The following is a 21,549-nucleotide window of genomic DNA, read 5'->3' on the forward strand; positions in this document are numbered from 1 at the left end:
GTTCAGACCGCCGAAACGGTGACGATCCCGGCCGTGTCGTCGCAACTCCTGGCACCCCTTCCAAACCCAGAGTGACCTACACCACATTCTTCTGCACCCTTGTGCCCGCTTTGCGCGCTTGGGAACCCTATCGGGATCACCCGGGAGTGCGGCTCTCGAACACCTTTGCCAATCACGTCCTACGCTGGACGTATCGTTGCGTTTTGGCCCGAGCCGCCCGAGTACGGCTTGAGGGAGACCGTACGGACGTCTCGGTTACCCCCCAGTAGAGATGACGTAGGCCTCCCCGAGGTACACGATGGGGGACGGTGCTGGCACAAGGAATACGCCCGAGCAGAAAAGCCCAAGCAGAAGCGGCCCTCTGACAGGTAAGGAACAGCGTGGCTTCCGGATCCGATCGCAACCCGATCATCATTGGCGGCCTTCCGAGTCAGGTTCCTGACTTCGATCCCGAAGAGACCCAGGAGTGGCTCGACTCCCTCGACGCCGCCGTGGACGAGCGCGGCCGGGAGCGGGCCCGTTATCTGATGCTCCGCCTGATCGAGCGCGCCCGCGAGAAGCGCGTGGCCGTGCCCGAGATGCGCAGCACGGACTACGTCAACACGATCGCGACCAAGGACGAGCCGTTCTTCCCCGGCAACGAGGAGATCGAGCGCAAGATCCTGAACGCGACCCGCTGGAACGCCGCTGTGATGGTGTCCCGCGCGCAGCGCCCCGGCATCGGCGTCGGCGGCCACATCGCCACCTTCGCCTCCTCCGCCTCGCTCTACGACGTGGGCTTCAACCACTTCTTCCGCGGCAAGGACGAGGGCGACGGCGGCGACCAGGTCTTCTTCCAGGGTCACGCCTCTCCCGGCATCTACGCTCGCGCCTTCCTGCTCGACCGGCTCACCGAACTGCAGCTGGACGGCTTCCGCCAGGAGAAGTCGAAGTACCCGAACGGGCTCTCCAGCTATCCGCACCCGCGCTCCATGCCGGACTTCTGGGAGTTCCCGACGGTCTCCATGGGCCTCGGCCCGCTGGGCGCGATCTACCAGGCGCGGATGAACCGCTACATGGAGGCGCGTGGCATCGCGGACACCTCCAAGTCGCATGTGTGGGCGTTCCTCGGCGACGGCGAGATGGACGAGCCGGAGTCGCTCGGCCAGCTGTCCATCGCCGCGCGCGAGGGGCTGGACAACCTGACCTTCGTGGTCAACTGCAACCTGCAGCGGCTCGACGGCCCGGTGCGCGGCAACGGCAAGATCATCCAGGAGCTGGAGTCGGTCTTCCGGGGCGCCGGCTGGAACGTGATCAAGCTGGTCTGGGACCGCACCTGGGACCCGCTGCTCGCCCAGGACCGCGACGGCGTGCTGGTCAACAAGATGAACACCACGCCGGACGGCCAGTTCCAGACGTATGCGACCGAGTCCGGCGCGTACATCCGCGACCACTTCTTCGGCGGCGACCACCGGCTGCGCGCGATGGTCGAGCACATGACCGACGACCAGATCCTGCACCTGGGCCGTGGCGGTCACGACCACCGGAAGATCTTCGCGGCGTTCTCGGCGGCCAAGGCGCACAAGGGCCAGCCGACGGTGATCCTGGCCAAGACGATCAAGGGCTGGACGCTCGGCCCGAACTTCGAGGGCCGCAACGCCACGCACCAGATGAAGAAGCTGACGGTCGCCGACCTCAAGGGCTTCCGCGACCGGCTGCACCTGCCGATCTCCGACAAGGAGCTGGAGTCCGGCCTGCCGCCGTACTACCACCCGGGCCGGAACTCGGAGGAGATCCAGTACATGCACGACCGGCGCAAGGGGCTCGGCGGGTACGTCCCGACGCGCGTCGTGCGCTCCAAGCCGCTCGCGCTGCCCGACGACAAGACGTACGCGGGTGTGAAGAAGGGCTCGGGTCAGCAGTCGATCGCGACGACCATGGCCTTTGTCCGGCTCCTCAAGGACCTCATGCGGGACAAGGAGCTGGGCAGGCGGTTCGTGCTGATCGCACCGGACGAGTACCGCACGTTCGGCATGGACTCCTTCTTCCCGAGCGCGAAGATCTACAACCCGCTGGGCCAGCAGTACGAGGCGGTGGACCGCGACCTGCTGCTCGCGTACAAGGAGTCGCCGACGGGTCAGATGCTGCACGACGGCATCTCCGAGGCGGGCTGCACGGCCTCCCTGATCGCGGCCGGCTCGGCCTACGCGACGCACGGCGAGCCGCTGATCCCGGTGTACGTCTTCTACTCGATGTTCGGTTTCCAGCGCACGGGTGACCAGTTCTGGCAGATGGCCGACCAGCTGTCGCGCGGCTTCGTTCTCGGCGCGACCGCCGGCCGTACGACGCTGACCGGTGAGGGTCTGCAGCACGCGGACGGCCACTCGCAGCTGCTCGCCTCGACGAACCCCGGCTGTGTCGCCTACGACCCTGCGTACTCGTACGAGATCGCACACATCGTGCAGGACGGCCTGCGCCGTATGTACGGCGGCGACGCGCAGCACCCGCACGGCGAGGACGTCTTCTACTACCTCACCGTCTACAACGAGCCCATCCAGCACCCGGCCGAGCCGGCCGATGTGGACGTCGAGGGCATCCTCAAGGGCATCCACCGGATCGGCGCGGGCACGGCGGGCTCCATCCCGGCGCAGATCATGGCGTCCGGTGTCGCGGTGCCGTGGGCGGTCGAGGCACAGCGGATCCTCGCGGCGGAGTGGGACGTACGGGCCGACGTCTGGTCGGCGACCTCCTGGAACGAGCTGCGGCGCGAGGCCGTGGCGTGCGAGGAGCACAACCTGCTGCACCCGGAGGAGGAGCAGCGGACGCCGTACGTCACGCGCAAGCTCAGCGGCGCCGAGGGGCCGTTCGTGGCCGTGTCCGACTGGATGCGGTCGGTCCCGGACCAGATCGCCCGCTGGGTGCCGGGGACGTATCAGTCCCTCGGTGCGGACGGCTTCGGCTTCGCGGACACGCGGGGCGCGGCCCGCCGCTTCTTCCACATCGACGCGCAGTCGATCGTGGTGGCGGTGCTGACCGAGCTGGCCCGGGAGGGCAAGGTCGACCGTTCGGTGCTGAAGCAGGCCATCGACCGGTACCAGCTGCTGGACGTGTCGGCGGCGGATCCGGGAGCGGCCGGCGGCGACGCGTAGCTCGAGCGGCTCTTGAGCTGCTGAGGGGCGGTGGGGCTCGATGCTCCACCGCCCCTGTGTTTTCCTTACGATGCGGGCATGGAGGAACAATCGGCGCAGGCGCGTTGGGAGCGGCACACCCAACGGCCCCTGCTGGCGCTCGCGGTGGCCTTCGCCGTCGCCTATGCCGTGCCGATCGTGGACAGTTCGGCGGGGCACTTCCTGACGGCCGCGTGCACGGTGGTGGAGTGGGTGGTGTGGGGGTCCTTCGCCACGGACTACCTGGTACGGCTGGCGATCGCGCGCCGGCGCAAGGAGTTCGTACGGACGCACTGGCTGGACCTGTGCGCGGTGGTGCTGCCGATCCTCCAGCCGCTGCGGCTGCTGCGGCTCGTCTCGACACTGCTGCTGGTGGGGCGGCGGGCACGGATGGCTTCGCAGATCCGGCTGACGACGTATGTCGCGGGGGCGGTCGTCGGGTTGCTGATGTTCGGGTCGCTGGCCGTGCTGTCGGTGGAGCGGGAGTCGCCGAACGGGAACATCCGGACGCTGGGTGACGCGGTGTGGTGGTCGTTCACGACGATGACGACCGTCGGGTACGGGGATCATGCGCCCACCACCGGGCTGGGGCGGATGATCGCGGTCGGGCTGATGCTGTCCGGGATCGCGCTGTTGGGTGTGGTGACCGCGAACATCGCCGCGTGGTTCATTGCGCGGTTCGAGAAGGACGATGTGGAGGAGCGGCGGCAGACCGAGGCGATCGAGTCCTTGGCCGAGGAGGTACGGGCCCTTCGGGCGGAGGTGGCCGCGCTGGCCGCTGCACGGGAACCGGTGGACGAGCGGCAGGGGTAGAGAGGTTCGCGGGGCTGTCCTGTGGGGGGTGGGTCGCGCTGCCCGCAGTCGGGGACGGCGTCAGAACATGCCGTTGCCCGGGGTGGAGGTGCCTGCCAGCCAGATGATGGCCAGGACGGTGTCTATTGCGCCCAGGACCACTGCCACCAGGGCCGGGATCGGGCGGGAGGGGGACCATGTTCGGCCCATCGCCAGCCAGCCGCAGGCCAGTGCGACCGGGCCGAGGACGATGCCCAGTGTGAAGAAGCCGGCCACCGCGCAGATGGTTCCGACGATGCCGAGCGTCGCCTGATCCGGGCCGGTCCGATGCCGTGTGCGGCCGCGGGAACGGGAATACGCCATCATCAACTCCCTGGTCCTAGGGGACATTTCGGGTGTGATGAAGCGGGTACCCCGGTTCCGCGACCGCAGACCTGCCGCGCGCTGCCCCCCTCCGGCAGCGCGCCGCAGCCCGGTGGTCCCCCATGCCCTGCGGAGGACTTGACCCACTGTGAACTGCGGCGCGTACCGGAGGCGAGGGATCTTTAGCGGAGTCACCCTGATAGGCGAACTCAGATGTGGCCCACGCCCGCACCCGCATCGGCGTTCTCGCCACGCTTGGTGAGCAGCGCCACCAGCACGGCCACGGCCGCCACGCCCGCCGCGACCAGCGACGCCAGGCTCATCCCGGAGATGAAGGTGTCGTGCGCGACCGAAGTGATCTTCGCGACGATCACGTCCGGCGTGCCCTTGGCCACCGGCGCGACACCGACCTGGACCGCCTCCGAGGCCTGGTCGAGCTGGGTCGGCGTGAGCTTCGGGAGCCCCGCGTCGGCCCAGTTGCCCGGCAGGTCGCTGTCGACCTTGGAGGCCATCACGGCGCCCAGCACCGCCGTACCGAGGCTGCCGCCGATCTGCATCGCCGCCTGCTGGAGACCGCCGGCCACACCGGAGAGCTCCATCGGGGCGTTGCCGACGATGACCTCCGTCGCGCCGACCATGACGGGCGCGAGGCCGAGGCCCAGCAGGGCGAACCAGAGCGACATCACACCGCTGCCGGTGTCCGTCTCCAGCGTGGACATGCCGTACATGGCGACCGCGGTGGCCACCATGCCGCCGGCCAGCGGGATGCGCGGGCCCAGCTTGGTGATCATCGCGCCGGCGAGCGGCGAACCGACGATCATCATGCCGGTGAGGGGCAGCAGGTGGAGTCCGGCGTCGATCGGGCTCATGCCGTGGACGTTCTGGAGGTAGAACGTCACGAAGAACAGACCGCCCATGAAGGCGATCGCCATCAGCACCATCAGGACCACGCCCGCGGACAGCGGGACCGAGCGGAACAGGCCCAGCGGGATGAGGGGTTCCTCGACCTTCGTCTCCCAGAAGGCGAAGACGCCGAAGAGCAGAACCGACGCGGCGATGAACGCCCACGTCATGCCGTCGCCCCAGCCCCAGGCCGGCGCCTTGATGAGCGCCCAGACCAGGCAGAACATCGCACCGGAGAGCAGTGCGATGCCGAAGAGGTCGAAGGAGCGCGGGGCGCTGTGCTCTTCCAGCGGGCTGCGCCCGCGCGCGGCGCGGTGGTCGCGGAGGATCAGCACGCCCAGGACCAGGGCGATCAGGCCGACCGGCACGTTGATGAAGAACACCGACTGCCAGTTGACGTGCTCGACCAGGACACCGCCGAGGATCGGACCGCCCGCGGTGGAGGCGCCGATGACCATGCCCCAGATGCCGATCGCCATGTTGAGCTTCTCGGCCGGGAAGGTGGCCCGCAGCAGGCCGAGGGCGGCCGGCATCAGCAGCGCGCCGAACAGGCCCTGGCAGACGCGCAAGGTGACGACCGCGGCGATGCTGTGCGACAGGCCGATGGCGCCCGACGCGGTGGCGAAGCCGGTCACACCGATCAGGAAGGTCTGCCGGTGGCCGAAGCGGTCACCGAGCTTGCCCGCGGTGATCAGGCAGACCGCGAGGGCCAGGAAGTAGCCGTTGGTGATCCACTGGACCTGCGCGAACGTGGCGCCGAGGTCCTTCTGGATCGCCGGGTTGGCGATGGCCACGATGGTGCCGTCGAGGGCCACCATCATGACCCCTACGGCGACGGTTATGAGGGTGAGCCAGGGGTGGCCGCGCAGGCCCGCGGCCGGGACCGGGTCCGACGGGGCCGACGGAACCTGGTCCGCCCTGTCCCCCGACCCCGTCGTGTCGATGGTGGTCTGACTAGTCATGCCTTCGAGGCTAGTGACAGCCACTGACATTTGACAAACCAAATCACAAGTCGGTAACTGACACATATGGAAACACTGCGCGAACGCAAGAAACAGCGCACCCGGGACGCGCTGCTGCGGTCCGCGCTCGAACTGTTCACCACCCGGGGCTACGAGGAGACGACCGTCGACGAGATCGCCGAGGCCGTCGATGTGTCGCAGCGCACGTTCTTCCGTTACTTCGCCAGCAAGGAGGACGTGGCCTTCTTCGTGCCACGGCTCGCCGAGTCGCACTACGTCGAGGCCGTGCGCGAACGCCCGTCGCACGAGGTCCCGCTGGAGGCTCTGCGCCGGGCCGTGCTGGAGAGCTGGGACACCATCGAGGAGGCCGTCGAGCAGGTCGTCCCGGTCGAACTCCACATGCGTGCCTACCGGATGATCGAGGCGACGCCCGCCCTGCTCGCCGCCCATCTGCGGCGCTCGGCGGAACTGGAGGAGCAGATCGCGCGGATCATCGCCGAACGCGAGGGCCTGGACGTGGATACGGACCCGCGGCCGCGGCTCGTGGTGGCCGTCTTCGGCGCGGTGATCCGGGTCACCGAACGCGCCTGGTCCGTGGGGGACGATGTGAGCGTGGGGGCGATCCGCGAACTCACCGCCGCCTACCTCGATCAGGTGGGACCCGCGCTCGGCGGGAACTGGCGGGAGGACTGAGGCCATCGTCACGTTCACTGAAACGTGATCCCTGTCACTCAGTTACCGCGAGACCCTCCCGTTCTCCTAGTGTGTCCTCCCAGTGACTTCCTTCGAAACCTCCCCGCAACTCAACGTCTGGCGCGCGCTGCTCGCGCTGGGCGTCGTGTTCGTGATGCTCGCGACCACCGGCTGGACCGCCCTGCGCACCCACCGGGGGACGACCGCCCTCCAGGCCTCGGTCACGAAGTGGGAGCACGGCCGCATCCACGGCCACCACCTGCCGGACCCGGACGCGTCCCCCGCCCGGCTCGCCCGTTTCTTCGCCTCGCTCACCGAGCAGGAGCGCGACCGCCTCGCGCACCGCTACCCGCTCGCGGTCGGCAATATGAACGGCGCCCCCGTCGAGCTGCGCTACCACGCCAACCGCATCGCCATGAAGCAGGCGCGGAAGGTCGAGAAGAAACGCATGCACGACAGCCGGCTCAGCCCGGCGGGGCAGCAGCAGGCGGGCCGTCGTATGCACCGCTACGAGTCGCTGATGACCGAGGGCCGCCAGATCCTCGCCTTCGACCCCGAGGGCACGGGCCGGATCGCGGAGGTGTTCGGGAACCTGGACACGGCCGAGCGCATCTCGGTCGTCGTCCCCGGCGTCGACACCGACCTGCTCACCTTCCAGAAGACCAACCGCAAGTACTCGGCGACGGCCGGCATGGCCGAGGCCCTCTACTCGGCCGAGCGCACGGCGAGCCCCACGACCCGTACGGCCGTGATCGCCTGGGCCGACTACACCGCGCCCAACGGGCTCGGCGTGGACGCGGCCACCGCGATGCGCGCCGAGGACGGCGCCGTACGTCTCAACGCCCTGCTGCGCGCGCTGCCCGGCATCGCGCCCGTGTCGACGTTCTGCCACAGCTACGGCTCCGTGGTCTGCGGGGTCGCCGCGCACGCGATGCCGGACCGGGTGGCCGACATAGCCGTGGCCGCGAGCCCCGGTATGCGGGTCTCCAATGCCGCCCACCTGGACACGTCGGCGCGCGTGTGGGCGATGCGGGACGCCACCGACTGGGTCCAGGACGTGCCTTACATGGAGGTCGGCGGCCTCGGGCACGGCGCCGATCCGGTGTCCTCGGCGTTCGGTGCGCGGGTGCTGTCCGCACGGGACGCACAGGGACACAGCGGCTATTTCGAGCCGGGCACGGACAGCCTGCGGAACTTCGCCGACATCGGTGTTGGCGCGTACCGCGCGGTGACATGTGCGCGCGATGTCGAGGTGTGCCGGGAGGGTTTGTCCGGCACCGCGACGGCAGGACGCGCGTAGAGGCGCAGGAACTGCGGTCTGCGCGGAGAGGGGACGAAAAAGCGCGTGCCGCATACGATGAGCCGCATGGGTGATGTACTGGCCGGATTTCATGCCGCCTGGGAGTTCGAGTCCGACTCTGTGCTCATCCGCTACGAACGAGGGATTCGAACACCGAAACTGTTCCAGGCCCTTGGGGAACGGCGCATCCCGCTCACCGCGCTCTCGGGTGTCACGCTCGGCGTCGGCAAACGCGGCAACGTCGTGCTACGCGCCGAGCCCCGCCCCGGCGCGGATCCGCTGATGGAGGCGGCGGCCGGGCAGTTGAAGGAGGGCTCCGACCCCTATCGGCTGGTCCTGCCCGCCGAACGCGAGACCCTCGCCGAGTACTACGCCGACGAACTGCGGGCGCAGCTCACCGAGTCCGGGCCCGCGGAACGCCATCTGGTCGCCCCGCCCGAGGCGCCCCGGCACTTCAAGGCGTACGACGGCAAGGCGTCCTTCGACGGAACCTCCGTGCAGTTCCGGTGGTCCTGGACGGGCGCCTCCTCGGCGAAGTGGAAGGCCGGCGACCAGAGCTTCCCCGTCGCCGAGCTGAGCGGGGTCGAGTGGCGCTCGCCCGAGGTCTTCGAAGGTCATCTGCGGCTCCTGCACCGCGACTCCGCCGTCGAGCAGCCCGCCCAGCCCGACCAGGATCCGGCGACGGTCGTCTTCGGCCTCGGTTACGGCCCCGTGCACGAGTCGCTGCCCTTCGCCGCGGCCGTCCTGGCCGCGGTGCGGGCGCGGGGACCGGCGGCGGCGGTTCCGGCCACGGCGGCCCGGCGCGACCCCGCGAACATCGCCGAGCGGATCCGTCATCTCGGGGAGCTGCACCGGGCCGGGCTGGTGACGGACGAGGAGTTCTCGACGAAGAAGGCCGAGCTGCTGGCGGAGCTCTAGGGGGTGCTTCCGCCCGCGTAGAAGCTGATCTTCCGGTCGAGTACGGCGAGCGTGTCCCGGAGTTCGGCGATACGGGCCAGCACGTCCCTGCGGGTCGACTCGAGCAGCTCGTGCCGCTCGGCGTAGGTGCTCTCGCCCTCGCGCACCAGCTCCGCGTACCGGACCATGTCCGCGACCGGCATCCCGGTCAGCCGCAGCTTGCTCACGAAGTCCAGCCAGTCCAGATCGCGGTTGCTGTAGCGGCGCTGGCCGGTGTGCGAGCGGTCGATGTGGGACATCAGCCCGATCCGCTCGTACCAGCGCAGGGTGTGGGCGGTCAGTCCGGTGAAGGCGACGACCTCGCTGATCGTGTAGGTGTCCTGACCGTCGGGCCGCGGATGCCGCCGGGGCGGCGCGGAGCAGAGGTCCACAGGGGTCGAAGCTTGCTCGGTGGCCACGGGCGAGGTCTGCATCACCGTCATGGTCCCCACGCTATGGCCTTCGAGTGCGCTCCAAGCAAGCGGAACCCGGTAAGAAGTCGTTCCACCCCTCGATGCGAGCGGTGCCGGTGGCGGCTTAGGCTCGACGGCATGTCGTTGCAGAGCCTCACGCTGATCGAGAACTGGCCCGTTGCCACCGCCGCGGCGGGTGTCGTACGGGCCGACGGCACGGTCCTGGGGGCCCATGGTCCGGCCGGGCAGCGCTTCCCGCTGGCCTCGGTCACCAAGCCGCTCGCGGCGTACGCGGCGCTCGTCGCGTACGAGGAGGGGGCGATCGAGCTCGACGAACCGGCCGGGCCGCCCGGGTCCACCGTCCGTCATCTGCTCGCCCACACCTCCGGGCTGGCCTTCGACGAGCACCGGGTGACCGCCCCGCCCGGGGAGCGGCGGCTGTACTCCAACGCCGGGTTCGAGCAGCTCGGGGACCACATCGCCAAGGCGACGGACATTCCGTTCGCGGAGTATCTGCGGCAGGCGGTGCTGGAGCCGCTGGGTATGACCTCGACCTCGCTGGAGGGGTCGCCGGCCAAGGACGGAGTCTCGACGGTCGAGGATCTGCTGCGGTTCGGGGCCGAGGTGCAGGCGCCTCGGCTGCTGGATCCGCGTACCGTCGCCGAGGCGATGACCGTGCAGTTTCCTGGGACGAAGGGCGTGCTGCCGGGGTACGGGCATCAGAATCCGAACGACTGGGGGCTCGGTTTCGAGATCCGGGACTCCAAGTCGCCGCACTGGACCGGGGGTTCGTCCTCGCCGCGGACGTTCGGGCATTTCGGGCAATCCGGTACGTTTCTTTGGATCGATCCGGATACGGGGGCGGCGGGGGTTGCCCTGACGGACCGGGCGTTCGGGCCCTGGGCGGTCGAGGTGTGGCCGGTGTTCACCGACGCGGTGCTGGCGGAGTTGCGGGGCTGAGTCAGGGCTGAGGGGCCATCTCCCAGAGGAGCAGCTCCGCTGCCGTTGCCCCCTCTGCCTCCAGGTCCTTCGAGTCCGTGATCCGTGCCGAGTCGCCCCGGCCCAGTTCCTCGCCGTCCAGACGGATCTCGCCCCGCACCACGTGGACGTACACGTACGCCGCGTCCGGTACCGCCGTCCGTTCGCCCGGTGCCAGGCGGCGTACGTGGAGCATCGCGCCCGACTCGGGGACGGCGTACGGGGTGGAGTCGGCGATGCCGCGGACGATCTCGTAGGCCGGGTCGCCGCCGGGGTCCAGAGGCGCCAGCCACATCTGCACGAAGGTGAGCGGGACGTCCCCGTCGTTGCGCTCGACATGGCGGACGCCGCCCGCCGAGCTCAGGCGCTGCACGTCTCCGGGCCGGACCAGCGTCCGGTGGCCCTGGGAGTCGCGGTGCGTCAGCTCACCCTCGACCACCCATGTGACGATCTCGGTGTGGCTGTGCGGGTGCTCGTCGAACCCGGCGCCGGGGGCGAGCCGCTCCTCGTTGCAGGCGATGACCGCGCCGAAGCGCAGGTTTCCGGGGTCGTAGTGCGGGCCGAAGGAGAAGGCATGGCGGGAGTCGATCCCGGTGCCGGGGTCTCCCCCTCGATAGCGCTCCGTGGCGCGCCGTACGTCCATCACGGCACCACCGTAGTCCGCAGTCCCGACCCGGCGACGCACGCTCCCGTCCGGATAAGGCAGTCTTGTCCCGTGCCCGAACCCGAAACCCGCAAGCCCGAACACGCAACGCACGACGTCCATACACACTCAGCGACCCTGAAGCGGCTGGAGAAGTCGTCCGGCAGCCTCGCCGCCCAGGCCATCGCTCGCATGGACGAGACCCTGCCGTGGTACCGGGCCATGCCACCGGAGAACCGTTCCTGGATCGGGCTCGTGGCCCAGGCGGGCATCGCCGCCTTCACCGAGTGGTTCCGGCACCCGGACGCCCCGCAGGCCATCTCGACGGACGTCTTCGGCACCGCACCGCGCGAGCTGACCCGGGCCATCACCCTGCGGCAGACCGTCGAGATGGTGCGCACCACCATCGAGGTCATGGAGAGCGCGATCGACGAGGTCGCCGCTCCCGGGGACGAGGGCGTACTGCGCGAGGCACTGCTGGTGTACGCGCGGGAGATCGCCTTCGCGACCGCCCAGGTGTACGCGCAGGCCGCCGAGGCACGCGGTGCCTGGGACGCGCGACTGGAGTCGCTGGTCGTGAACGCGGTGCTCAGCGGGGAGGCCGACGAGGGCGCCGTCAGCCGGGCCGCCGCCCTCGGCTGGAATTCGCCCGAGCACGTGTGCGTGGTGTTGGGGACCGCGCCGGACGGTGACTCCGAACTCACGGTGGAGGCCATCCGGCGGGCCGCCCGGCACGCCAAGCTCCAAGTGCTCACCGGAGTGCTCGGGGACCGGCTCGTGGTCGTCGCGGGCGGCAGCGACAATCCGCTCGCCGTCGCCAAGTCGCTGATCGGGCCGTATGCCGCGGGACCGGTGGTCGCGGGGCCCGTCGTACCCGATCTGCTGGCCGCGACGCGGTCCGCGCAGGCCGCGGCCGCCGGGCTGAAAGCGTGTTCCGCCTGGCAGGACGCGCCCCGGCCGGTCCTGGCGGACGATCTCCTTCCGGAGCGGGCCATCGCGGGCGATCCGAGCGCCCGTGAGCAGTTGGTGGAGGAGATCTACAGACCACTGGAAGAGGCCGGATCTGCGCTCCTGGAAACCTTGAGCGTTTATCTGGAGCAGGCGAGCAGCCTGGAGGGTGCGGCGAGGATGCTCTTCGTTCACCCGAACACCGTGCGCTACCGGCTCCGACGTGTGACTGACGTCACCGGCTGGTCGCCATCCGATGTACGATCCGCGTTCACGCTGCGGATCGCGCTGATCCTGGGGCGTCTGACAGATGGAGATCCTCAACCCTAGGTTTTTGTCGGGGGCCCACAAAACCCCTTCCTGTTCTTCGTCCCTGTCCCCACGGGCGGCCTTGGCCGTCCCCAAGAGAGAGTGTGAGAGTGCTCGTACTCGTCGCTCCCGGCCAGGGCGCCCAGACGCCCGGCTTCCTGACTCCCTGGCTCGACCTCCCCGGTGCCGCCGACCGCGTCGCCGCATGGTCGGACGCCATCGGACTGGACCTCGTCCACTACGGAACCCAGGCCGACGCGGACGCCATCCGTGACACCGCGGTGGCCCAGCCGCTGCTGGTCGCCGCCGGGATCCTGTCCGCCACGGCACTGGGTGACATCTCCCCGGGCGCGGTCGCGGGCCACAGCGTCGGCGAGATCACCGCCGCCGCCTTCGCGGGCGTTCTGGACGAGGCCGCCGCGCTGGGTCTCGTACGCAGGCGCGGGCTGGCCATGGCCGATGCCGCGGCGATCACCGAGACCGGGATGTCGGCTCTGCTGGGCGGCGACCCCGAGGTGTCGGTCGCGCATCTGGAGAAGCTGGGGCTGACGCCGGCGAACATCAACGGGGCGGGCCAGATCGTCGCCGCGGGCACGCTGGAGCAGCTCGCCGCGCTGAACGAGGACAAGCCCGAGGGCGTCCGCAAGGTCGTCCCGCTGAAGGTCGCAGGCGCCTTCCACACTCATCACATGGCCCCCGCGGTCGAGACGCTGGCCAAGGCCGCCGCGGATCTCGCGCCCGCGGACCCGAAGGTCACGTACGTCTCCAACAAGGACGGCAAGGCGGTCGCCGACGGTGCCGAGGTGCTCGAGCGCCTGGTCGGCCAGGTCGCCAACCCGGTTCGCTGGGACCTGTGCATGGAGACGTTCCAGCGGCTCGGCGTCACCGCGCTCGTCGAGGTGTGCCCCGGTGGCACGCTGACCGGCCTGGCCAAGCGCGCCCTTCCGGGCGTCAAGACGCTGGCCCTGAAGACCCCCGACGACCTCGACGCGGCCCGCGAGCTCATCGCCGAGCACGCCTGACGCCTAAGGAGCCGTACCGAATCATGTCGAAGATCAAGCCCAGCAAGGGCGCCCCGTACGCGCGCATCCTCGGTGTCGGTGGCTACCGTCCCACCCGTGTGGTGCCCAACGAGGTGATCCTCGAGAAGATCGACTCGTCCGACGAGTGGATCCGTTCGCGCTCCGGCATCGAGACCCGGCACTGGGCGGGCCCGGAGGAGACCGTCGCCGCGATGGCGATCGAGGCCTCCGGCAAGGCGATCGCCGACGCGGGCATCTCCGCCGAGCAGATCGGCGCCGTGGTCGTCTCGACCGTCTCGCACTTCAGCCAGACCCCGGCCGTCGCGACCGAGATCGCCGACAAGCTGGGCACGGCCAAGGCCGCCGCGTTCGACATCTCGGCAGGCTGTGCGGGCTTCGGCTACGGCCTGACACTGGCCAAGGGCATGGTCGTCGAGGGCTCGGCGGAGTACGTGCTCGTCATCGGCGTCGAGCGGCTGTCCGACCTGACCGACCTGGAGGACCGCGCGACGGCCTTCCTGTTCGGCGACGGCGCGGGCGCGGTCGTGGTCGGCCCCGCGCAGGAGCCGGCCATCGGCCCGACCGTCTGGGGCTCCGAGGGCGACAAGTCCGAGACCATCAAGCAGACGGTCCCCTGGGACCGCTTCCGGGTCGGCGACCTCGCCGAACTGCCCCTGGACAGCGAGGGCAACGTCAAGTTCCCCGCGATCACCCAGGAGGGCCAGGCGGTCTTCCGCTGGGCCGTGTTCGAGATGGCGAAGGTCGCCCAGCAGGCGCTGGACGCGGCCGGGATCAGCGCGGACGACCTGGACGTCTTCATCCCGCACCAGGCCAATGTGCGGATCATCGACTCGATGGTGAAGACCCTCAAGCTGCCGGAACACGTCACGGTCGCCCGTGACATCCGCACCACCGGCAACACCTCGGCCGCCTCGATTCCGCTCGCCATGGAGCGGCTTCTGGCGACCGGCGAGGCGAAGAGCGGCGACACCGCGCTCGTCATTGGATTCGGGGCGGGTCTCGTCTACGCCGCCACGGTCGTTACCCTCCCCTAGGCACTCAGTGCCGGATCCTGCGATCCGGCACGGGAACCGCAAACACCTGCCGCTCACGCGGCGGGCGCCACACACCGTCTGGATATCTAAGAAGGAGCGCCTGACATGGCCGCCACTCAGGAAGAGATCGTCGCCGGTCTCGCCGACATCGTGAACGAGATCGCCGGCATCCCGGTTGAGGACGTCCAGCTGGACAAGTCCTTCACCGACGACCTGGACGTCGACTCGCTGTCCATGGTCGAGGTCGTCGTCGCCGCCGAAGAGCGCTTCGACGTCAAGATCCCGGACGAGGACGTCAAGAACCTGAAGACCGTCGGTGACGCCACCGACTACATCCTCAAGCACCAGGCCTGAGTCACCGCTCGAGCCTGAGGCTGCAAGGCCCCGCCACCCGGCGGTGGCGCCGTAGTCCCCGCTGACGCGGGGGTAGTCCTCCCGTATCCGTTGGAGAAAGAATTCCCGTGAGCCCGACCAATCGCACCGTGGTCGTCACCGGTATCGGCGCAACCACACCGCTGGGTGGCGACGCAGCTTCGTTCTGGGAGGCCCTGGTCGCCGGCAAGTCCGGCGTCAGCCTCCTGGAGCAGGAGTGGGCGGCTGAGCTGCCGGTCCGAATCGCCGCGCAGATCGCCGTCGAACCGGGCGAGATCCTGCCCCGCCCGCAGGCCCGCAAGCTGGACCGCTCCGCGCAGTTCGCGCTGATCGCCGCTCAGGAGGCCTGGAAGGACGCAGGTTTCACCGCCAAGGCCGGCGAGGACGCGTCCGTGAACCCCGACCGGCTGGGTGCGGTCATCGCCTCCGGCATCGGCGGTGTGACGACCCTCCTCGACCAGTACGACGTCCTGAAGGACAAGGGCGTTCGCCGTGTCTCCCCGCACACCGTGCCGATGCTGATGCCCAACTCCCCGGCGGCCAACGTCGGTATCGAGCTGGGTGCCCGTGCCGGTGTGCACACCCCCGTCTCGGCCTGCGCCTCCGGCGCCGAGGCCATCGGCTACGCGATCGAGATGATCCGCACCGGCCGCGCCGACGTCGTCGTCGCGGGTGGTACCGAGGCGGCCATCCACCCGCTGCCGATCGTCGCTTTCGGCAACATGATGGCGATGTCCAAGAACAACGACGACCCCGAGGGCGCCTCCCGTCCCTACGACTCGGGCCGCGACGGCTTCGTGATGGGCGAGGGCGCCGGCGTGATCGTCCTGGAGTCCGAGGAGCACGCGAAGGCCCGCGGTGCCCGGATCTACGTCGAGGCCGTCGGCCAGGGCATCTCGTCCGACGGTCACCACATCACGCAGCCCGAGCCGTCCGGCAACGGCATCGCGCACGCGCTGCAGAACCTGCTCGACAACACCGACCTCAAGCCGACCGAGATCGTGCATGTGAACGCGCACGCCACCTCGACCCCGCAGGGTGACGTCGCCGAGATCAAGGCCCTGCGCAAGGTGTTCGGCGACGACGTCGACCACATGGCGATCTCCGCGACCAAGTCGATGACCGGCCACCTGCTCGGCGGCGCCGGCGGCATCGAGACCGTGGCGTCGATCCTCGCCCTGACCAACCGCCTCGCCCCGCCGACCATCAACGTCGACGACCTCGACGCCGAGGTCAACGCGGACGTGGTCCGCGGTGAGGCGCGTCAGCTGCCCGAGGGCCGTATCGCCGCGCTGAACGACTCGTTCGGCTTCGGCGGGCACAACGTGGTGCTGGCGTTCCGGACGATCTGAGAAACGCCGGTACGCAAGCGAAGGGCCCCCACCGGGCGGTGGGGGCCCTTCCTCGTGTGCGGATTCCTAGACCACCTGGTGCAGCCAGCGCACCGGGGCTCCCTCGCCCGCGTACCGGAACGGCTCCAGTTCGTCGTCCCACGGCTTGCCCAGGAGCTTGGCGATCTCCGCCTCCAGGTCCGTCTCGCCGCGCTGGGACCGGGTCAGCGCCGCGCGGAGCCGGTCCTCGGGGATGAGGATGTCGCCGTGGATGCCGGTGACGGCATGGAAGATGCCGAGCTCGGGGGTGCAGCTGTAGCGCTCGCCCTCGGCGGTCGGGCAGGGCTCCGCGGTGACCTCGAACCGCAGGAGGTGCCAGCCGCGCAGCGCGGAGGCCAGCTTGGAGGCCGTGCCGGCCTCGCCCTGCCAGGAGAACTCCGAACGCCAGGTGCCGGGTGCCGCGGGCTGCCGGATCCAGTCGAGGTTGACCCGGGTGCCCAGCACCCCGGCGACGGCCCATTCGACGTGCGGGCACAGCGCGCGCGGAGCGGAGTGCACGTACAGAACTCCACGTGTCGTCACCGGAACCTCCGGGCAGAGCGGGACATCTTGCGGACTGGCCGGCGCCAGTGGCGCGACGGCCGCGTTGATGGCGAGGCTACCGTGCGTCGGCGCAAGGAGTGTGACGTACCGTCGGTCCCGGTGCCAGGAAACCCCGCCATTCACCCAGGGGGACGCTTGTAGGAGTGTGAGCCGTTGCATGCCGCCCGTCGGGAACCCTCGCGCGTTGTTATGGGTTGGGGACCATGACGGCACGACAAGGGGATGGACCAGGGCATGCGAAACCGACGCCGGCGTTCACGGGCCGTCCTCGCCGTCCTGCTGGCGGCGGGCCTCGGCACCGCCGGCTGCGACACGGTGGGTGACAACTCCCCCGCGCCGGACGTCACGAAGGCACGGGCCACCCGGGCGGCCCCGGTGTGGAACCGCAGCCCGTCCTCGATCGCCGCCGTCGGCGACTCCATCACCCGTGGCTTCGACGCGTGCGCGGTGCTGTCCGACTGCCCCGAGGTGTCCTGGGCGACCGGCACCAGCACCCAGGTCGACAGTCTGGCGGTGCGGCTGCTGGGGCGCGAGAAGGCGGCCGAGAACAGCTGGAACTACGCGGTGACCGGGGCCCGGATGGCCGACCTGCCGGACCAGATGGCTCACGCGGTCGCCCGTAGGCCGCAATTGGTGACCGTGATGGCGGGGGCGAACGACGCCTGCCGGGCCAGGGCCTCGGCGATGACCCCGGTGGACGACTTCCGCGACCAGTTCGAGGAGGCGTTGAGCACGCTGCGCGAGTCCCTGCCGAAGACGCAGGTGTATGTGGCGAGCGTGCCGAACCTGAAGCGGCTGTGGTCGCAGGGCCGTACGAACCCGCTGGGCAAGCAGGTGTGGAAGCTCGGCATCTGCCCGTCGATGCTGAGCGACGCGGACGACCTGGCCGCGGCGGCGACCCTGCGCAGGGACAAGGTGCAGCAGCGGGTGGAGGCCTACAACAAGGTGCTGAAGGAGGTCTGTGCCAAGGACCGCCGGTGCCGCTTCGACGGGGGCGCCGTATTCGACTACGAGTTCGGCACCGACCAGCTGAGCCACTGGGACTGGTTCCACCCGAGCACGGACGGTCAGGCGCGGCTCGCGGCCATCGCGTACCGCACCGTCACCGCGGCCGAGCCGGTGACCTAGGGTTTCCGACATGAGCGAACTTTTCGGCACACTTTCGGACGGAACCTCGGTGCACCGCTGGACGCTGGAGCGCGCCGAGGTGCGGGTGCGGGTCCTGACGTACGGCGGGATCGTGCAGTCCATCGAGGTCCCGGACCGATGGGGGACCCCCCGCTCGAGCGAAGCCGAGAGTGGGGGAGGACGGACGGCGAACGTCGTGCTGGGGTTCGCCGGCCTCGACGACTATCTGGCGCATCCCGAGCCGTACTTCGGCGCGCTGATCGGGCGGTACGCGAACCGGATCGGGAACGCCCGCTTCCCGCTCGACGGTCTGACGTACGCGCTTGAGCCGAACGACGGACCCCACTGCCTGCACGGCGGCGACCACGGCTTCGACAAGCGCGTCTGGACCGCGGAGCCGGTCGAACACGGCGTGCGGCTCACCCGGGTCAGCCCGCACGGCGAGGAGGGCTTCCCGGGCCGGCTGGAGGTCTCGGCGACCTACGCCCTCGACGAGTCCGGCGCGCTGCGGATCTCCTACGAGGCGGTGACGGACGAGCCGACCGTGGTGAACCTGACCAGCCACAGCTACTTCAACCTGGCCGGCTCGGGCAACGCGGGCGGCCATGAACTCCGGATCGCCGCCTCCCGGTTCACCCCGGTCGACGCGGGGCTGATCCCGACCGGCGAGCTGCGGGGCGTGACCGGCTCCCGCTTCGACTTCCGCACAGCACGCAAGGTCGGCTCCGGCTACGACCACAACTTCGTGTTCGACAAGGGGGTGACCGAGGCGCCCGCGGAGGTCGCCGAGCTGCACGACCCGACGTCGGGGCGGCTGCTGACGATCGCGACCACCGAGCCCGGCATCCAGGTCTACACGGCGGACCATCTGAGCGACCCGTTCGAGCCGGGCGCCGGCATCGCCCTGGAGACCCAGCACTTCCCGGACTCCCCCAACCGCCCGGGTTTCCCCAGCGCCCAGCTGCGGCCGGGCGTGGTGTACCGGTCGGAGACGGTGTACGGCTTCGGCGTCCGCGAGTAGGGCAGGGCCGGACCGCGCCCAGGGCCTGTCCGGCGGTGCAGCGGGTACGGCTGCTGACCGCCGTACGGCCCCGGCTGCTGCTGACCTGGATACATCTGGGCACGAGCCCCGGCCCAGGGGTCAGGTCCCGGACCGGGGCTGCTCATGGGGAGACTTGTCCCGGCTCAGACGTTAGTCGTGGCTGTGAGACGGCGGTCGACGATCGAGCTCCCCACCGTGATCTCGTACGAACCCTTCACACACACCCACGAGTCGTCCCAGATTTCGAAGGCGCGCCGTGGGACGTCCACGGTCAGCTCGACGCTCTCGCCGGGCCCCGCCTCGACGCCCGCGAACCCGGCCAGCCAACAGGCGGGGCGGTGCACGTCGGGCTCGGCCGGCGCCAGATAGACCTGCACGACCTCCCGGCCCGCCCGCTCACCGGAGTTGCGGACGCGGACCTTCACGGTCGTGCCCTCGACCTCCAGCGACTCGTACGTCCACTCGGTGTAGCCGAGTCCGTGGCCGAAGGCGTACGACGGGGTGCGGCCCGCCTTCTCCCAGGCGCGGTAGCCGATGAACACGCCCTCGGCGTAGGGGAGCTCGCCGTCGTCCGGGACGACCTGGGTGACCGGGGCGTCGTCCAGGGAGCCCCAGGTGGTCGGCAGCCGGCCGCCGGGCTCGTACGCCCCCGTCAGCACGTCGGCCAGGGCCGCGCCGCCCTCCTGACCGGGGAACCAGCCGAGCAGCACGGCCGCGACCTCGTCGCGCCAGGGCAGTTCCACCGGGGAGCCGGAGTTGACGACCACGACGGTGTCGGGGTTGACGGCGGCGACCGCGCGGACCAGGTCGTCCTGGCGGCCGGGCAGACGCAGGTCGCGGCGGTCGAAGCCCTCCGACTCGACCCGTTCGGTGGTGGCGACGACCACGACCGCGGTGTCGGCGTCGCGCGCGGCCTCGACGGCCTCGGCGATCAGATCGTCCGGGTCGCGCCGGGGGTCCTGGTGGGCCACGGCGAAGACGACGCTCTTGAGGGGGCGCTTCCCGGGGTGGGGCACGACATGGGTGAGGGAGACGTCCACCGGTTCGCCCGCGGTGAGTGCGGCCCGGGCGCGGGGCACCGGAGTGCCGAAGAAGGCGGCGAAGGGGTCGCCGCCGGTGGGGCGCTGGACGTCGTCGTAGCACGTCGTGCCGCCGATCGTGAGCGTGAAGGCGCCCAGACCCTTGATGCCGAAGGAGTGCTCGCCGGTGTCGCGCGGGGTGTAGCTGCCGGTCAGTTCGACGGTGTGGAGCGTGTCGAAGGTGACGCCCTCGGGTAAGTCGGAGCCGGTCCAATGGATCTGGCCACCCGGGGCGGTGCCGGTGCCGATGACCCGGCCCGCGGCGTCCCGGCAGACGGCGCGCAGCGCGAACCCACGCTCGCCGACGGCGAGTTCGGTGCTCGGGTCGGCGCCGACGGCGTAGGTGAGTCCGCCCTGTGGGAGGGCCGCGGTGAGGGCGTCGAGCAGGGAGACGATCCGGGACGGGAAGACGGTGGCGGAGCCGCCGCCGAGGATGCGGGCGTCACGGGCGGCGGCGCCGATCAGGGCCACCTTGCGGCCGGCCGCCAGGGGCAGGGCACCGCGCTCGTTCCGCACGAGGACGAAGGAGCGGCGGGCGATCTCGCGGGCCAGGGCCTCCCCGTCGACCGGATCCGGCAGTTCGGTGACGACCGGCTCGGCGCCCTCCAGGATGCCGACGCGTGCGGCGAGGCGCAGTACGTTCCGTACGGCCGTGTCGACCGCCGCCTCGGACACCTGCCCGGCGCGGACGGCCCGCGCGAGCGGTTCGCCGTACACCGTGACCGGTCCGGGCATCGCCGCGTCGAGGCCGCCCTCGATCGCGGCGACGGTGGAGCGGGCGGCCGTCCAGTCGGAGACGTTGAGGCCGTCGAAGCCCCATTCGCCGCGCAGGACCTCGTTGACCAGGTGGTGGTGCTCGGTCATCGTCGTGCCGTTGACCGAGTTGTAGGCGGTCATGATGCCCCAGGGGCGGGCGTTCTCGACGATCGCCTCGAAGGGGGCCAGATACAGCTCGCGCAGGGCGCGTCCGGAGACCAGGTTGTTCACCGTGAAGCGGTCGGTCTCGGCGTCATTGGCGACGAAGTGCTTGACGGTGGTGCCGACGCCGCCGGACTGCACACCGGTCACATAGCCGGTGCCGATCCGTCCGGTGAGGTACGGGTCCTCGCTGTAGGCCTCGAAGTGGCGGCCGCCGAGCGGGGAGCGGTGCAGGTTGACGGTGGGGGCGAGGAGCAGATGGACGCCCTTGCGGCGGGCCTCCTGGGCGAGCAGGACACCGGCGCGGCGGGCCAGTTCCGGGTCCCAGGTGGCGGCGAGCGCGGTCGGGGAGGGCAGGGCGACGGACGGGTCGTCGGCGGTCCAGCGCACGCCCCGGACGCCGATCGGGCCGTCGGACATGACGAGGGACTTCAGGCCGATCTCCGGCAGGGCGGGCAGGGTCCAGATGTCCTGGCCGGCCAGGAGGCGGGTCTTGGCGTCCAGGTCGAGCCGCCGGAGGGCAGCCTCCACGACGGCCTCACGGGCCGCGTCCGCTCGGGTGTTCCCGGTCTCCGCCACGGTGGTACCTCCTCGTCGAAGTCCGCTGGGTACC

At 70.3% G+C, this 21,549-nt stretch carries 19 protein-coding genes; 13 read left to right on the forward strand and 6 right to left on the reverse strand.

Features of this window, described 5'->3' with window-relative positions; genetic code table 11:
* Nucleotides 1-380 precede the first annotated feature (380 nt).
* Together aceE and Q8A52_RS30645 are read left to right on the forward strand one after the other, a co-directional pair.
* On the forward strand, nucleotides 381-3,128 hold the full coding sequence (gene aceE / locus Q8A52_RS30640) for a pyruvate dehydrogenase (acetyl-transferring), homodimeric type (protein ID WP_316757293.1): 2,748 nt from the start codon (nucleotides 381-383) through the stop codon (nucleotides 3,126-3,128).
* A 78-nt stretch (nucleotides 3,129-3,206) separates the two neighbouring features.
* Nucleotides 3,207-3,959 (forward strand): potassium channel family protein, encoded by a 753-nt coding sequence (locus tag Q8A52_RS30645; RefSeq protein WP_316757294.1) that lies wholly within the window; start codon nucleotides 3,207-3,209, stop codon nucleotides 3,957-3,959.
* Nucleotides 3,960-4,019: 60 nt separating this feature from the next.
* Here Q8A52_RS30645 and Q8A52_RS30650 read toward each other — a convergent pair whose 3' ends face one another.
* Together Q8A52_RS30650 and Q8A52_RS30655 are read right to left on the reverse strand one after the other, a co-directional pair.
* Complete coding sequence (locus Q8A52_RS30650) at nucleotides 4,020-4,301, reverse strand: small hydrophobic protein (protein WP_316757296.1); 282 nt, start codon at nucleotides 4,299-4,301, stop codon at nucleotides 4,020-4,022.
* A 209-nt stretch (nucleotides 4,302-4,510) separates the two neighbouring features.
* A complete protein-coding gene (locus tag Q8A52_RS30655; protein ID WP_316757298.1) occupies nucleotides 4,511-6,166 on the reverse strand; it encodes an MFS transporter in 1,656 nt (551 codons plus the stop codon).
* 66 nt (nucleotides 6,167-6,232) lie between these two features.
* Here Q8A52_RS30655 and Q8A52_RS30660 point away from each other — a divergent pair, with 66 nt between their 5' ends.
* From Q8A52_RS30660 to Q8A52_RS30670, 3 genes are all read left to right on the forward strand, one after another.
* Nucleotides 6,233-6,859, forward strand: a complete 627-nt coding sequence (locus Q8A52_RS30660; RefSeq protein ID WP_316757300.1) for a TetR family transcriptional regulator — start codon at nucleotides 6,233-6,235, stop codon at nucleotides 6,857-6,859.
* 82 nt (nucleotides 6,860-6,941) lie between these two features.
* The gene (locus tag Q8A52_RS30665) at nucleotides 6,942-8,159 is read left to right on the forward strand and encodes an alpha/beta hydrolase (protein ID WP_316757302.1); all 1,218 of its coding nucleotides are present in this window, start codon (nucleotides 6,942-6,944) and stop codon (nucleotides 8,157-8,159) included.
* A gap of 66 nt (nucleotides 8,160-8,225) precedes the next feature.
* Nucleotides 8,226-9,077 (forward strand): DUF4429 domain-containing protein, encoded by an 852-nt coding sequence (locus Q8A52_RS30670; protein WP_316757304.1) that lies wholly within the window; start codon nucleotides 8,226-8,228, stop codon nucleotides 9,075-9,077.
* Here the strand turns inward: Q8A52_RS30670 and Q8A52_RS30675 are convergent.
* Nucleotides 9,074-9,538 carry a MerR family transcriptional regulator gene (locus tag Q8A52_RS30675; RefSeq protein ID WP_316757306.1) on the reverse strand — a complete coding sequence of 155 codons (465 nt, stop codon included), beginning with the start codon at nucleotides 9,536-9,538 and terminating at the stop codon, nucleotides 9,074-9,076. The genes Q8A52_RS30670 and Q8A52_RS30675 overlap by 4 nt on opposite strands.
* Nucleotides 9,539-9,646: 108 nt before the next feature.
* On the opposite strand from Q8A52_RS30675, the gene Q8A52_RS30680 reads away from it, so the two are divergent.
* Complete coding sequence (locus tag Q8A52_RS30680) at nucleotides 9,647-10,468, forward strand: serine hydrolase domain-containing protein (RefSeq protein WP_316757308.1); 822 nt, start codon at nucleotides 9,647-9,649, stop codon at nucleotides 10,466-10,468.
* 1 nt (nucleotide 10,469) lies between these two features.
* Here the strand turns inward: Q8A52_RS30680 and Q8A52_RS30685 are convergent, their stop codons facing one another.
* Nucleotides 10,470-11,129, reverse strand: coding sequence for a pirin family protein (locus Q8A52_RS30685; RefSeq protein ID WP_316757676.1), 660 nt, complete (start codon nucleotides 11,127-11,129; stop codon nucleotides 10,470-10,472).
* Nucleotides 11,130-11,201: 72 nt separating this feature from the next.
* On the opposite strand from Q8A52_RS30685, the gene fasR reads away from it, so the two are divergent.
* The 5 genes from fasR to fabF all read left to right on the forward strand — a co-directional run bounded on the left by fasR (nucleotide 11,202) and on the right by fabF (nucleotide 16,187).
* On the forward strand, nucleotides 11,202-12,407 hold the full coding sequence (fasR, locus tag Q8A52_RS30690) for a fatty acid biosynthesis transcriptional regulator FasR (RefSeq protein ID WP_316757310.1): 1,206 nt from the start codon (nucleotides 11,202-11,204) through the stop codon (nucleotides 12,405-12,407).
* 89 nt (nucleotides 12,408-12,496) lie between these two features.
* Nucleotides 12,497-13,408 (forward strand): ACP S-malonyltransferase, encoded by a 912-nt coding sequence (locus tag Q8A52_RS30695; RefSeq protein WP_316757312.1) that lies wholly within the window; start codon nucleotides 12,497-12,499, stop codon nucleotides 13,406-13,408.
* 23 nt (nucleotides 13,409-13,431) lie between these two features.
* Nucleotides 13,432-14,463, forward strand: coding sequence for a ketoacyl-ACP synthase III (locus Q8A52_RS30700; protein ID WP_316757314.1), 1,032 nt, complete (start codon nucleotides 13,432-13,434; stop codon nucleotides 14,461-14,463).
* A gap of 105 nt (nucleotides 14,464-14,568) precedes the next feature.
* Nucleotides 14,569-14,817, forward strand: a complete 249-nt coding sequence (locus Q8A52_RS30705; RefSeq protein WP_015660680.1) for an acyl carrier protein — start codon at nucleotides 14,569-14,571, stop codon at nucleotides 14,815-14,817.
* 107 nt (nucleotides 14,818-14,924) lie between these two features.
* Nucleotides 14,925-16,187, forward strand: coding sequence for a beta-ketoacyl-ACP synthase II (fabF, locus tag Q8A52_RS30710; protein WP_316757328.1), 1,263 nt, complete (start codon nucleotides 14,925-14,927; stop codon nucleotides 16,185-16,187).
* A gap of 66 nt (nucleotides 16,188-16,253) precedes the next feature.
* On the opposite strand, the gene Q8A52_RS30715 is transcribed toward fabF, so the two are convergent.
* Nucleotides 16,254-16,748: a DUF3145 domain-containing protein gene (locus tag Q8A52_RS30715; protein ID WP_263208345.1), complete on the reverse strand. Its 495-nt coding sequence runs from the start codon at nucleotides 16,746-16,748 to the stop codon at nucleotides 16,254-16,256.
* Nucleotides 16,749-17,003: 255 nt separating this feature from the next.
* Between Q8A52_RS30715 and Q8A52_RS30720 the strand changes: the two genes are divergently transcribed.
* Complete coding sequence (locus Q8A52_RS30720; protein ID WP_316757331.1) at nucleotides 17,004-17,897, forward strand: SGNH/GDSL hydrolase family protein; 894 nt, start codon at nucleotides 17,004-17,006, stop codon at nucleotides 17,895-17,897.
* A gap of 10 nt (nucleotides 17,898-17,907) precedes the next feature.
* Entirely contained in the window at nucleotides 17,908-18,918 is a 1,011-nt protein-coding gene (locus tag Q8A52_RS30725) for an aldose epimerase family protein (protein ID WP_316757333.1), read from the forward strand.
* Nucleotides 18,919-19,082: 164 nt separating this feature from the next.
* Here the strand turns inward: Q8A52_RS30725 and Q8A52_RS30730 are convergent, their stop codons facing one another.
* Nucleotides 19,083-21,515, reverse strand: coding sequence for a beta-glucosidase family protein (locus tag Q8A52_RS30730; RefSeq protein ID WP_316757335.1), 2,433 nt, complete (start codon nucleotides 21,513-21,515; stop codon nucleotides 19,083-19,085).
* Between the last annotated feature and the right edge of the window lie 34 nt (nucleotides 21,516-21,549).

Source organism: Streptomyces herbicida (genome assembly GCF_032656585.1).
Lineage (GTDB): Bacteria > Actinomycetota > Actinomycetes > Streptomycetales > Streptomycetaceae > Streptomyces > Streptomyces herbicida.